Source organism: Roseixanthobacter liquoris, assembly GCF_043195135.2.
Taxonomy (GTDB): Bacteria; Pseudomonadota; Alphaproteobacteria; order Rhizobiales; family Xanthobacteraceae; genus NCEH01.
Genome location: NZ_CM195537.1, coordinates 4,527,734 through 4,540,599 on the forward strand (window position 1 = coordinate 4,527,734; position 12,866 = coordinate 4,540,599).

Annotated in this window: 9 protein-coding genes and 1 pseudogene; 4 read left to right on the plus strand and 6 right to left on the minus strand. The window is 65.4% G+C overall.

Going from position 1 to position 12,866, the window contains the following annotated elements; all coding sequences use genetic code 11:
- Positions 1–211: 211 nt before the first annotated feature.
- Both V5F84_RS20385 and V5F84_RS20390 read right to left on the minus strand, forming a co-directional pair.
- Positions 212–2,572: a L,D-transpeptidase scaffold domain-containing protein gene (locus V5F84_RS20385; protein WP_394041899.1), complete on the minus strand. Its 2,361-nt coding sequence runs from the start codon at positions 2,570–2,572 to the stop codon at positions 212–214.
- A gap of 110 nt (positions 2,573–2,682) precedes the next feature.
- Complete coding sequence (locus V5F84_RS20390; protein ID WP_394041898.1) at positions 2,683–3,360, minus strand: response regulator; 678 nt, start codon at positions 3,358–3,360, stop codon at positions 2,683–2,685.
- A gap of 179 nt (positions 3,361–3,539) precedes the next feature.
- On the opposite strand from V5F84_RS20390, the gene V5F84_RS20395 reads away from it, so the two are divergent.
- Complete coding sequence (locus V5F84_RS20395; RefSeq protein WP_394041897.1) at positions 3,540–5,372, plus strand: M3 family oligoendopeptidase; 1,833 nt, start codon at positions 3,540–3,542, stop codon at positions 5,370–5,372.
- 283 nt (positions 5,373–5,655) lie between these two features.
- Entirely contained in the window at positions 5,656–6,138 is a 483-nt protein-coding gene (locus tag V5F84_RS20400) for a hypothetical protein (protein WP_394041896.1), read from the plus strand.
- 178 nt (positions 6,139–6,316) lie between these two features.
- Here the strand turns inward: V5F84_RS20400 and V5F84_RS20405 are convergent, their stop codons facing one another.
- From V5F84_RS20405 to V5F84_RS20415, 3 genes and pseudogenes are all read right to left on the minus strand, one after another.
- The gene (locus V5F84_RS20405) at positions 6,317–7,885 is read right to left on the minus strand and encodes a PAS domain S-box protein (RefSeq protein WP_394041895.1); all 1,569 of its coding nucleotides are present in this window, start codon (positions 7,883–7,885) and stop codon (positions 6,317–6,319) included.
- A 214-nt stretch (positions 7,886–8,099) separates the two neighbouring features.
- Positions 8,100–8,228: pseudogene (locus V5F84_RS20410) on the minus strand (alcohol dehydrogenase catalytic domain-containing protein); the annotation flags it as partial.
- Between the two features lie 275 nt (positions 8,229–8,503).
- Positions 8,504–8,998, minus strand: coding sequence for a YciE/YciF ferroxidase family protein (locus tag V5F84_RS20415; RefSeq protein ID WP_394041894.1), 495 nt, complete (start codon positions 8,996–8,998; stop codon positions 8,504–8,506).
- A 385-nt stretch (positions 8,999–9,383) separates the two neighbouring features.
- Here V5F84_RS20415 and katE point away from each other — a divergent pair, with 385 nt between their 5' ends.
- Positions 9,384–11,504 (plus strand): catalase, encoded by a 2,121-nt coding sequence (gene katE / locus V5F84_RS20420; protein WP_394041893.1) that lies wholly within the window; start codon positions 9,384–9,386, stop codon positions 11,502–11,504.
- Between the two features lie 285 nt (positions 11,505–11,789).
- Entirely contained in the window at positions 11,790–12,053 is a 264-nt protein-coding gene (locus V5F84_RS20425; protein ID WP_394041892.1) for a hypothetical protein, read from the plus strand.
- A gap of 430 nt (positions 12,054–12,483) precedes the next feature.
- Here the strand turns inward: V5F84_RS20425 and V5F84_RS20430 are convergent, their stop codons facing one another.
- Entirely contained in the window at positions 12,484–12,861 is a 378-nt protein-coding gene (locus tag V5F84_RS20430) for a hypothetical protein (RefSeq protein WP_394041891.1), read from the minus strand.
- Positions 12,862–12,866: the final 5 nt, after the last annotated feature.

Genomic DNA, 12,866 nt, shown 5'->3' on the forward strand with positions numbered 1-12,866 from the left:
GCGCGAAGCTCAACAGAGTCTTATCGGGTTCGGTTAAGGGCACGTTGACGCCCCTCGCCCCCACCCCAGCTTGCCCGGTTTATCAACCGGTTCGCAAGGTCACAGCAGCGTGACTAACGGGCGAGTATGGCAAAAACGTGCTGGTTCCATGTGGCAAGAATGCCACATGCAAGCTTGAAGCGAGCCATAATCAGGAACTTGGCCGTGCCCTTCAGCGGGCGGCCGACTGGGGCCGCCCCGCCGCCATGGTTTGGCCACCGGCGAGGCCGAGCTGGGCTTTGACCTTTTCGTTGATGCCGTAGACGTCTTCGCGCACTTGCAGCCGGCCGTTCTCCACGAAGGCCGTGAAATACACCAGATGCACCGGAATATGGTGCTTCAGGTTGATGTAGCGCTCCGCCCCACCCAGCATCTTGCCGATCTTCGCATCGGTCCATTCGGTGGAGCCGAGGCCGAGGTTGAAGATGACCTCGCCGAACTTCAGCGGCTCCTGCACGCGGATGCAGCCATGGGAGAAGGCCCGCTTGTCCCGGGCGAACAGGGCCTTCGAGGGCGTGTCGTGCAGATAGACCGACTGGTTGTTCGGGAACATGAACTTGATGCGGCCCAGGGCATTGCGCTCGCCCGGGGGCTGGCGGAAGGACGTGCCGCCGAGGCCGGCATTCCAGTTCACCGTGCCCGGGTCCACCACCCGGCCGTTGCGCACCACCTCCATGCCCTGGCGGGCGAGGAAATAGGGGTCGGCCTGGAGCTTGGGCAGCATCTCCTTGCGGGCGATGCTCGGCGGGATGTTCCAATAGGGATTGAGCACGACATATTCCATGTCGTGGCTCAGCAAGGGCGTCGGGGTTTCCGGCTTGCCCACGACGACGCGGGTCTCGTGGACCTCCCGGTCGTTGTCATAGATGCGCACGACGAATTCGGGAATGTTGACCATCACGCGCGTCGCGCCGATGTCGCGCAGCAGCCAGCGCCAGCGCTCCATATTGGCGATGATGTCGGCGGTGCGATCCACGCCATGGGCGCTGGCCGCCACATTGAAGGCGGAAACGGTGCTGGCGCCGACGACACCGTCGGGATCGAGGCCGTTGCTGGCCTGGAACATCTTCACCGCATCCGCCAGGTCGCCGTCGTATAGCCGGTCGTTGACGCCGCCGCGCAGGCCGAGACGGGCCCGCAGGGCGGGAACGCGCGCATCCACATCACCGGGCCGCAAGGTCGGGCCCGGCGGAATGCGCACCGCCGGCGCGGAAGCCGGGGCCGAGCGGCTGGAGGCAAGCTGCGCCTTGAGGGCGCGATAGCCTTCGTGCGGCGGATTGTATGCCTGAAGCGCCGCGCTCGCGTCCGACGTGGTGCTGAGGTTGGACAGGACCTCCAGCGCGTCCGGGAAGCTGCGGGTCGGAACGATCAGCTCCGAAATCCGGCTCGGGTCGAACCGGCCCGCCTGGGCATGCCGTGCATAGAGCAGCGCCGTCGCGGCGAGCTTGAGCTCGGCCCGTGCCAGCGTGAGGGGGTCGGCGCCGGGAGAGAGGCGTGGGCGCGCATAATCGCTCGGCTCAAGGCCGTCCTCGGCAGCGGCGGCGAAGCGGGCGAGCACGGCCTTGCCGCGCGCGTTGAAGCCGGAAGCGTCCACGAACACCGGCGCGTCCATACGTGCCTTGTAGAAGCTCAGAAGCGCTTCCTGCTCCTTGGCCGAACCCACCAGCGCGTCGGCGCCGGGCACCGCCAGCAGCTTGCCGATCTGCTCGGCGATGGGGGCGAGCGGATCGGCCGCAGCGGCGCTCGCAGGAGCAGCGGGTGCGGCCGGAACGACCGAGGGCGCCGCCGTGCGGGTGGGCGCGGCCGGCGGGGTCTGCGCCTGCACCGGTGCTGCGGGCGCCGGGGTGGTGGCCTCCGACGGAGTCGTGTCCACCGGCGGGCTCGCCTGGGCGGCCGCCGCCGGGGGAACGGAGCCGGGGGCCTGAACGGTGGCGGCGGGCGCGGAGCCCTCGGACGCAGATGGCGGCACCGCCGCGTCGCGGGTCGGCGGCGCGAGCGTCGCGGGCGGAGCGGTCAATTCCTCGTTCGCGGGCTGCGCCATGCGGTCGATGGCGGCCTGCGCATCTTCCGAACCCGCCTGCGCGGGGGTTTCGTCGCGCGGGGGCATCTTTTCGCGCACGGGCATCGCAGCAGCGGCGGCCGCCGGATCGGGCGAAACGGCAGGCGCGGATGTGGGCGCCTCCGCGGAAGCGGGCCGGATCGCCTGAAGCACCCCCTCCACCCCGTTCGCGGGGACGGAGCGCACCACGGCACTCGCCTGGGAGGGCTGCTGCGGCGCGGTTTCCGCCGCGAGCGGCACCGCCTGGCGCGGTTCCGGGCTGGCATCGCCGGGCGCGGGCGCCTGTCCATAAAGGTGACTGGGGGCGGCATCGCCCGCCAAGGGCGCGGGCGGCGCCGAGGCCGGACCGGTGGCGGTGCCCATGCCGGCATCGCCCATCACCGGGCTTTCCGCAATGCCGGCAGGCGCGCCCGCGATCAGCGCGCAGGCGAGGATGGCGGCCGTGGCGAATGCCTTCTTGTCTTGACGGGCCATAGGCCTCTCCAAATCCTTGCCGACGCCAACCTTCCTTGCACCGGAAGCTTGCCTGAGTGCCGCCGCGCATCAACTCACAAGCGTTGGCGTGACGGCTTTTTCCACGTTTGCTACTCGGCGGCAACCGCCAGCGGACGGTATGGTTCCGTCACAGCCAGACCGAGCGCGTTGAGACGACGATAGAGCGTCGAGCGGCCGATGCCGAGCCGCCGGGCGACCTCGCTCATCCGCCCGCCATAAAGGGCGACGGCGGCGCGGATCGCCTCTTCCTCGATCTGCACCAGCGCGCGCACATGGCCCTGCGGGTCGATCAGCGACATGCGCGGAGCCGGCTCTTCCGCTGGGTCGTCCTGGTCCGGAAGGGGGGCGAGCGTCACGACATTGTGTCGGTCCGCGCGCGCCTGCGCCTCCGCGTGCACCAGGCCGGCCAGAGCGACCGCATTGGTGATCGCCACCTTCAGCCGCAGCGCCCCCACCGGCTTCACCACGAAATCGCGGGCCCCGAGGCGGATCGCCGACGCCACCGCATCGAGGCCCGAGGGGGTGACGCAAGCCACCACCGGCACCGGGCAGCCGCGTGCGCGCAGCACGCCGAGCACGCCCAGCCCGTCGAGGCCCGGCAGCACCAGATCGAGCAGCACGCAGTCGAACGCCTCCACGGCAAGCCGCGCCAGTGCGGCATCGCCGTCGCCGACGCCGACGCAGTCGTAACCGAGATGGGCCAGGCTCGATTCGAGCCGGCGGCGTTCGAGAAGATCGTCTTCCACCAAGAGGATGCGAGTGGTCATGGCAATCCGATGCGGCTGATTCGCCAAGCTTCGGCCAAGATGGTTAAGACGGATGTAACCTTCCCCATATGGACGGCCGGGATCAATCCGCCCACGCGGCCGTTGAGGGGGCAGGCCCCGCGCGCTATGACGGGCGGAGCAGAAGAGCGTTCGGCCCTTTTCCCTTTCCTGGAGGTCTCATGCCCGGTTCCGTGACATTCGCATCCGAAGCCACCGCAGCCGCCGCCGGCGCGGAGGCTCTGCCCGAATGGAACCTCTCCGACCTCTATTCCGCCATGGACGCGCCCGAGCTGAAGGCGGACCTGGAAAAGGCCGACCTCGAATGCAAGGCGTTCGAGGATGCCTATAAGGGCAAGCTCGCCCATCTGCTGTCCCTGCCGGACGGCGGCGAGGCTCTCGCCGGGGCGGTGAAGCGCTATGAGGCGATCGACGACCTGCTGGGCCGCATCGCCTCCTACGGCAGCCTGGTCTATGCCGGCGACACCTCGGACCCGGGGCGCGCCAAATTCTACGGCGACATCCAGGAGCGCCTCACCGACGCCTCCACCCATCTGCTGTTCTTCACGCTGGAGCTGAACCGGCTGGACGATGCCGCGCTGGAAGCGGCGATGGCGGTGCCCGCGCTCGGCCATTACCGGCCGTGGATCGAGGATCTGCGCGCCGACAAGCCCTATCAGTTGGAAGATCGCATCGAGCAGCTGTTCCACGAGAAGTCGAACCCCTCGCGCGGCGCCTGGAGCCGGCTGTTCGACGAGACCATGTCCGCCCTGCGGTTCACGGTGAACGGACAGGAACTGGCCATCGAGCCGACGCTGAACCTGATGCAGGATCCGCAGGAGAGCGTCCGCAAGGCGGCCGGGCTCGCGCTCGCCGACACGTTCGGCAAGAATGTGCGCCTGTTCACCCTCATCACCAACACGCTCGCCAAGGACAAGGAAATCTCCGACCGCTGGCGCGGCTTCACCGATGTCGCCGCCTCCCGCCATCTGGCGAACCGGGTGGAGAACGAGGTGGTGGACGCCATGGTGGCGGCCATCGGGGCGAGCTATCCGCGCCTCTCGCACCGCTATTATGCCTTGAAGGCCAAGTGGTTCGGCAAGGACGCGCTGGAATTCTGGGATCGCAATGCGCCCCTGCCCCGCGTCGCCACCCGCGACATCGGCTGGGGCGAGGCGCGCGAGACCGTGCTCGGTGCCTACAAGGCCTTCTCGCCCAAGATGGCGGACATCGCCGGCACCTTCTTCGAGAAGAACTGGATCGACGCGCCGGTGCGCCCCGGCAAGTCGCCGGGCGCCTTCGCTCACCCCACGGTACCGTCCGCGCACCCTTATGTGCTGCTGAACTACCAGGGCAAGCCGCGCGACGTGATGACGCTCGCCCATGAGCTGGGCCATGGCGTGCATCAGGTGCTGGCCGGCCGTCAGGGCGCGCTGATGGCGCCCACCCCGCTGACGCTGGCGGAGACCGCCTCGGTGTTCGGCGAGATGCTGACCTTCCGCCGCCTGCTCGCTCAGGCCGAGACGCCGCAGGCGCGCAAGGTGATGCTGGCGCAGAAGGTGGAGGACATGATCAACACCGTGGTCCGCCAGACCGCCTTCTACACCTTCGAGCGGCACGTCCACACCGAGCGGCGCCAGGGCGAGCTGACCGCCGAGCGCATCGGCGAAATCTGGATGCAGGTGCAGACCGAGAGCCTCGGCCCGGCGATCCATCTCAGCGCCGGGTACGAGACCTTCTGGACCTACATCCCGCACTTCATCCATTCGCCCTTCTATGTCTATGCCTATGCGTTCGGCGATTGCCTCGTGAACTCGCTTTATGCGGTCTATGAGACGGCGGCGGACGGGTTCGCCGAGCGCTATCTCGCCATGCTCGCGGCCGGCGGCACGAAGCATCATGCCGAGCTTCTGGCCCCGTTCGGCCTCGATGCGCGCGACCCGGCCTTCTGGCAGACCGGGCTGTCGCTGATCGAGAGCATGATCACCGAGCTGGAGAAGATGGAAGCCGCCTGAGGCCCCTCCGGGGCCGGGCAGATCCTGCCGCTTCGCCTTGCGGTGGCGGTTCTTCGTCGCGAAGAGAATGAGGGGTCGCCGTCACCGGCGGCGGCGGGGCGATTGACGCCGGCTCGCCGTCCCGCAGGACGGGAAGGTTCAGGTTCTGCGGGGTGGCAAGTCGGGTGGCGTCGAGCCTCAAGGGGCCCGTAGCTGCCGGTTGAAATCCGGATTCAAACCTGCCGCGACCCCGTTCGCGTCCGGCCGCAGCGTTAAGCCGCCTGCCCGCTCAGGAGCCGCGTTGATGAATGGATTGCGTGTTCTCGCCGCCCTCGCCGTGCTTGTTCCGTCGATTTCAGCGGTCGCGCTTACCGTGGGGCGCGGTGCCCGTGCCGGAGAGACGGCGCCCGCTCAAAGCACTTCGAGCCCGCCGCCGCAAGATGCCCTGAATCTCGTCCCGCTTTCCGAAGATGACGAGACGAGTTCAAAGCAGAGCGGCTGCATGTTTCTGTTTAGCGTCCCTCCCAAGGATTATGTGCAACTGATCGACGGGGAGCTGATGTTGCGCACGCCTTCGGGACTTCATGTCTGCCACATCGCGAATGCCGATGCGTTCATGGATGCAAGGGAAGCCGCCGTTTGCAATGGGATCAGCCTGAAGCTTCGGCGCACGGGGCGCATCCAGCACAACCCCGCAAGCGACAGCAGCACCGGGCCGGCACAGCTCCTGATCGGCCGAGGTGGAGTTTCGCGCACCCTGCGCGGCACCTGGGGCGTTGCGTGTTGAAGATCAGGGTTTCGTTGCGGGGATAAGTCCTGAAGCGACAAGACCGGAGCCGGCTTCCTATGCGCACGCCCGGAAAATAGCGGCCGCGCGCGAAGAAGGCGCCGCGCCACTGCACGTTAGAGCAGATCAGGCCGCTCGCCGGGACTCCGCGTGTCTACTAACCGAGGCGCAATTTGCATCACTTGGCATCCAGGGAGCGTCGGACCTTGGCCGCCAATTGATCGAACGAATAGGGCTTGCTGATAAGTTCGACGCCCGTATCCAGTTGCCCGTTATGGACGATGGCATTGCGCGTATAGCCCGTCGTGAAGAGCACCTTCAATCCCGGCTGCCGGACCTGCGCCTGGTCCGCGAGCTGCCGGCCATTGATGCCTCCGGGCATGATCACATCCGTGAACAACAGATCGACCTCCGGATGCTGTGCCAGGACGCCCAAGGCCGCAATACCATTGCCCGCTTCCAGCACACGATAGCCAAGCTCCCTCAGCATCTCGGTCGCATAGCCGCGCAAGGCGTCGTCGTCCTCCACGACGAGGATGCACTCGGCGCCGACCGCGTGCGCGGCGGCTGTCCCTCCATGATCGGATGACGCCTCGACCGATCCAAAATAGCGCGGCAGGTAGAGCTTCACGGTCGTGCCGATGCCGGTCTCGCTATAGAGTTTCACATGACCCGACGATTGCCGGATGAAGCCATAGACTTGGCTCAGTCCGAGGCCGGTCCCCTTGCCCGCGGCCTTTGTGGTGAAGAACGGCTCGAAGACTTTTTCGAGGGTGGCAGTATCCATGCCCACACCCGTGTCCGTCACCGCGATGAGGACATATTGGCCCGGGGCGACCGGCTCGGTGAGAGCCGCCACATAGGCATCGCTAAGGTCGGCGTTTACGGTTTCGATCGTCAGTTTGCCGCCTTGGGACATTGCGTCCCGGGCGTTGATGGCAAGATTGATCAGGGCGCTTTCAAGCTGATTGCCGTCGATGAACGTGGGCCACACGCCCCCGCCCAGTACCATCTCCAGCGAGATGGCCTCGCCCAGGGTCTGCCGCAGCAGATCGGTCACCCCGGAGACAAGCTTGTTGACGTCCAGCGCTCGGGGAGCCAATGGCTGTTGCCTGGAGAAGGCCAGCAGACGGCTCGTAAGGGAGGCCGCGCGCTGTGCCCCCGTGAGGGCCATTTCCCGTGAGCGCGTGATCCGCGCTTTGATCGAGGAATCTTCGAGGAACTGGAGCTGGCGTCCGATCGAGTCCAGCCCGCCGAGGATGACGGTGAGAAGATTGTTGAAATCGTGGGCGATGCCGCCGGTCAGCTGCCCGACGGCTTCCATCTTCTGCGCCTGAAAGAGCGCGCGCCTCGTCTCCTCGAGCGCACGTTCCGATTCGCGTCGCTCGGTGATGTCCCGGGTGATCTTCGCGAAGCCCAGGAGATTTCCCTGCTTGTCATGGATGGCATCGATGACGACATGGGCCCAGAATTTCGAGCCGTCCTTGCGAACGCGCTGCCCCTCGCTTTCGAAGCGCCCGGTTTCGCTGGCGATCCTCAAGGCGTGCTGCGCGATGTCCGCCCGCCGGTCTTCCTCGGTGTAGAACAGCGATACATGCTGCCCGAGGACCTCTTCGGCCTCGTAGCCCTTGAAGCGCTGAGCGCCGCGGTTCCAGCTCGCGATCCGTCCGTCGGGATCGAGCATATAGATGGCGTAGTCAGTCACGCTCTGCACCAGCAGAGTGAACTGCTGTTCGGTTCGCTGCAAAGTGTCCTCCGAAGGGGACGATGAAGATTCCGCCGGGAGCGTCATAGGGCGACCTTACTGAATGGCCGCGCCGAAGCAAACCGCTATCAAAGCTGCGGACACACCGGCAGCGACAGGGCCGCCGATGACACACATGCGCTGCCGCCTGGCTCAAGGCTGCTCGCTTCCTCCTGCGGCGCCAGGAATCCGCCCGGTCGAGAAGCTGCCCTCATCCGCCGTCAATTGCACATATGCGCTGCATGGCCGTCACTTTCGGAATGGCATCGCGACCTTCCTCGCTGCGGGGGACGGGCGCGCTTTCGCACCGGATATCGCCTTTGCCATGCCAGGTGAGAGCTTTCATGGGCGGCCTTCGCACGATGATCGGCACGCTAGATGCCGCTTCACTGCGGAGAACCACGCCAGGGCGGCGCGGTTCCGGCGGATTCGGTTAAAAATGCGCCCAGGGCAAAGGCTTAGCTCGAAAGGGCCCTGCATCTCTGGGAGATAAAGCGCTCTGGGCGACGCTGCTTTATCACCCCCGAGTCTTCGTCACCGTCGAGGTGGCGAGCGGGATGCATCGCGGAACCGCCGCCCCGCCGGCGAGTCCGCGAGATCCATCTGCCGTGTGCGGCCTTGCTACGCGGCCTTCGCCTTTTGATTGGCGGCGGCGACCGCAAGCGCGGTAAGCGCCTTGTCCGTCTTCGCCTCTTCGCCCAAGGTCTGGGCCAGAAGCGCGGCGGCATTCTTCAAGCCGAGTTCCTCGGCCCAGCGCTTGAGCGTGCCGTAGCGCGTGATCTCATAATGCTCGACCGCTTGGGCCGCGGAGACCAGTCCGGCATCGAGCGCGGGCGTCCCCTTGTACTCGTCGAGGATCTCCTCGCCCTCCTCGAGGATACCTTCGATCGCCGGGCAGGTCTTTCCCTGGGGGCGCTTGCCGAAGATTTCGAACACTTCCTGCAGGCGCTCGACATGCACTTCGGTCTCGTCCCGATGCTTCTCGAAGGCCGCCTTCAGTTCCGGCGACTGCGCGCCGCGCGCCATCTTGGGCAGCGCCTTCAGGATCTTGCGCTCGGCGTAATAGATATCCTTGAGGGTATCGTGGAACAAGGATTCGAGAGTCTTCTCAGCCATTTTTATCTCCATTTGTCTTCGAGATACAACATTCAGATCTCAGGCGCGGCTAATCGATTTCCGGATGCAATCCGGAAGAAATAGTCACGAAAATCCAGCGCTTAACTTTGGAACCGATCCAACCATCCAAAGTTTTACTGCTTGCACAGAAGGGAGCAGCCGAACGTGCGGGAAGCATTCACCTGGCACGGCAAAAGGGGCGCCGCGATCAGGTGGAGGTCCGCGATCGAGAACGACCGCGACACCACCTCGCTCCTAAACGCTCCCCGCAATCTCCGGTTCCGATTCCTTATCCCGGGTCGAACATGGGCGACGGCCGGAAAAAGGGGATCGGCGCTGGTCCCGCTTCATCACCGACACAGGCACGCTTCAGGGAGCACCCCAGATGGCCAGGAAAGCAACGAAAGCACCCGCCAGCGACAAGACGACGGCACGCATCCACGACCAATCCCTGTTGCGGGGCAATGGCGGAGACCTGCATCAGATCGCGCAGGGCGACACGCCGACACTGACCACGGCGCAGGGCGGCCCCGTCGCAGATGATCAGAACACCCTAAGAATCGGGCCGCGCGGGCCCAGCGTGATCGAGGATTTCCACTTCCGGGAGAAGATCTTCCACTTCGATCACGAGCGCATCCCCGAGCGTGTCGTGCACGCACGGGGCTATGGTGCGCACGGCTTTTTCGAGACGTACTCGTCCCTCGCCCAATATACCCGCGCCGACCTCTTCCAGCGCGCGGGAGAGAAGACCCCTGCCTTCGTGCGCTTCTCCACCGTCGCCGGCTCGGAGGGCTCGGCCGATCTTGCACGCGACGTGCGCGGTTTTGCCGTGAAGATCTACACCCGGGAAGGCAATTGGGATCTGGTCGGCAACAACATCCCCGTGTTCTTCATCCAGGATGCGATCAAGTTTCCGGATGTGATCCACTCGGTAAAGCCGGAGCCGGACCGCGGCTTTCCGCAGGCCCAGTCCGCCCATGATAATTTCTGGGACTTCATCTCGCTGACCCCGGAATCCATGCACATGATCATGTGGGTCATGTCGGACCGGGCCATCCCGCGCTCCTTCCGCTTCATGGAAGGCTTCGGCGTCCATACCTTCCGCTTCCTCAATGCGCGGGACGAGTCCACCTTCGTCAAGTTCATCTGGAAGCCGAAGCTCGGCCTGCAATCGGTGGTGTGGAACGAGGCGGTGAAGATCAACGGCGCCGACCCGGACTTCCATCGCCGCGATCTCTGGGATGCCATCCAGTCCGGCAATTTTCCGGAATGGGAGCTGTGCGTTCAGCTGTTCGACCAGGACTTCGCCGACGGCTTCGATTTCGATGTGCTCGATCCCACAAAGCTCATTCCCGAGGAGATCATCAAGCCGATCCCTGTGGGACGGCTCGTGCTGGACCGGATGCCGGACAATTTCTTCGCCGAGACCGAGCAGGTCGCCTTCATGACGCAGAACGTTCCGCCCGGCATCGATTTCTCGAACGATCCGCTGCTTCAGGGCCGCAACTTCTCCTATCTCGACACCCAGCTGAAGCGCCTCGGCAGCCCGAACTTCACCCACCTCCCGATCAACGCCCCTAAATGCCCGTTCGCGCATTTCCAGCAGGACGGGCACATGGCGATGCGCAACCCGGTCGGCCGCACGAACTATCAGCCCAATTCGCACGGCGAGGGACCGCGCGAAGACCCCGTCCGCGGTTTCCGCGCGTTCCGCGAAGAGATCGACGCGCCGAAGGTGCGCCTGCGCCCCGAGAGCTTCGCCGACCACTACAGCCAGGCACGGCAATTCTTCAACAGCCAGACCGGGCCCGAGCAGAAGCACATTGCCATGGCCCTGACCTTCGAGCTCAGCAAATGCGAGAATCCGGTGCTCCGGGAGCGAATGGTCGCCCACCTGCTCAACATCGACGAAGCTCTCGGCGCCACGGTGGCGGACAAGCTCGGGATCACGGACCTCCCCAAGCCCGCGGATGCGGCGATCGCTCCGCGCGACGACCTGCCGGCCTCCCCCGCCCTCAGCATCATCCAGAACGGCCCGGCGAGCTTTGCCGGCCGCAAGGTGGGCGTGCTGGTGAGCAATGGCTGCGACGGCAAGCTGCTGAAGCGGCTCCAGGCAGCCATCGAGAAGGAAGGCGCGAAAATGGAGCTGGTGGCTCCGAAGGTGGGCGGCGTGGAAACCGCCGACGGCACCTTCCTTCCCGCGAAGCACATGATCGACGGCGGCCCTTCGGTGCTGTTCGACGCCGTGGCGCTGCTGCTTTCCAAGGAAGGGGCCGAACGCCTCGCAGGAGAGGCAACGGCGCGCGATTTCGTGGCCGACGCCTTCGCGCATTGCAAGTTCATCGGCTTCACGCCGGCGGCTCTCCCGCTGCTCGCGAAGGCCGGCGTCGCGCCCGACGCCGATGAGGGGCTCATCGCCCTCGATGGGGCGGCATCGGTGGCGGGGTTCATCGAGAGCTGCCGCAAGCTGCGCCTGTGGGCACGCGAGGCCAGCGTCAAGCTTTGAGGAGGGTGCGCGCATGGGAGCCCACGGGATCGTCCACGGACCGGCTCGCCCTCAAGGCGCTGCCCGGCGACGGGGACAGCAGCAGCCCGGACTGATCCATGCGGTCGTCGCAGCGAACGTCATGAGCTTCCCGATCGCCATGTGGAGGGGGACGCTGCGGTGGCCTGAAATCTGACAGGAGAAGCAATGCGACGGCCCTGTCAGCCGCCGCATTGCTCGGTGTTTCATGCCGCTGCCCCTCTCGGCCGGACCCCGTGACGAGTATCACGGGAACCGGAAGGTTTGATGCGCTCTCCCCTCCCCGCGCGCATCGCCCTTGCGATCCCATTCAACCTTTTTGCCATACGCGCATACATTGATTGTATTGAATGCGGCAGTGAGCAAGCTCATGTTGCCGATACCATTTATACGTATCAACGCATGTCGCTCGCCTCTTTGCACAATACAGTCCGTGCTCTTTTGCGCTTGAATGCTCGGCATCGACGGTTTGCGCGAAAGATGCGCTGGTCATTATTAGATAAAATCCAAAAATTACTGAAAATTTCATAACTATTCTCCTGTCATGGACTGATGCGGATGGGAGCCTGAAAGAGATCCGTCTGCGCGCACGGCGCGTCCGAGGGGATCCCGAAGAGGCGACGACGGCAGCGAAGCGCCCGGCAAGAGACGGTGAGATCACCTGTTTCGCCGCTCCGAGGTGACCCGCCGGCTGCGAACGTGAAGGCGACGGGGAAAGCATCACGGAAATAAAAACAGCGGCGGAGTCCATATCCGCGGGGTCTTTCCCATCCGTCGACAGATGAACCCGGGCCGAGCGGCACATCCCGAAAGACATGCCTCACGTTCGCCTTGTGACCTTGGGGCTTATCATCTCGGGCGTGGGCGGGGATCGCACGTGCGATGAGCTCAACCGCGATCTTCGCCCCGGCACTGCGGCGGAAGGTCTGGCGCCCGGACATGATGAGCCTCACTCCTCTCTTCAGGGCGCGGTGAATTTCGCCTGACCGGACTTTCCGGCGGCCGTCTTGACGACCACCGTCACCGCCGCGCCCTTCGCGATGGATGCTGCGGCCTGCCCGGTGAGGGCGTTGCCTGACGGGGCCAGCGAAAAGGTCTTGCGATCGCTGCCGGAGACGATCATCGCCGAGCCGGTGTAGCCGGCCGCGTCGATCGGCTTTCCGGCCTCGTCGAAGACGTTCACCGTCACGACCTGGCCGGAGACGATCAGCTCGGCATGGACGCCGGCGACATCCTCCATGGGGCCGCCGTTCGGCCCTTTCTGGTTGTCGTGGGCGTGCTGCGCCGAGGCGGGACCGGACAGCAGCAAGGCGCCGGCCATGAGAAGTGCTTTCAACATGGGTG

Bases quoted from the DNA above. Each gene is read 5' to 3' on its own strand.
- V5F84_RS20395 (WP_394041897.1), top strand. From the start codon at position 3,540: ATGCCCGGTTCCGTGACATTCGCATCCGAAGCCACCGCAGCCGCCGCC.
- katE (WP_394041893.1), top strand. From the start codon at position 9,384: ATGGCCAGGAAAGCAACGAAAGCACCCGCCAGCGACAAGACGACGGCA.
- V5F84_RS20425 (WP_394041892.1), top strand. From the start codon at position 11,790: ATGCGCTCTCCCCTCCCCGCGCGCATCGCCCTTGCGATCCCATTCAAC.
- V5F84_RS20385 (WP_394041899.1), bottom strand. From the start codon at position 2,572: ATGGCCCGTCAAGACAAGAAGGCATTCGCCACGGCCGCCATCCTCGCC.
- V5F84_RS20400 (WP_394041896.1), top strand. From the start codon at position 5,656: ATGAATGGATTGCGTGTTCTCGCCGCCCTCGCCGTGCTTGTTCCGTCG.
- V5F84_RS20390 (WP_394041898.1), bottom strand. From the start codon at position 3,360: ATGACCACTCGCATCCTCTTGGTGGAAGACGATCTTCTCGAACGCCGC.
- V5F84_RS20415 (WP_394041894.1), bottom strand. From the start codon at position 8,998: ATGGCTGAGAAGACTCTCGAATCCTTGTTCCACGATACCCTCAAGGAT.
- V5F84_RS20430 (WP_394041891.1), bottom strand. From the start codon at position 12,861: ATGTTGAAAGCACTTCTCATGGCCGGCGCCTTGCTGCTGTCCGGTCCC.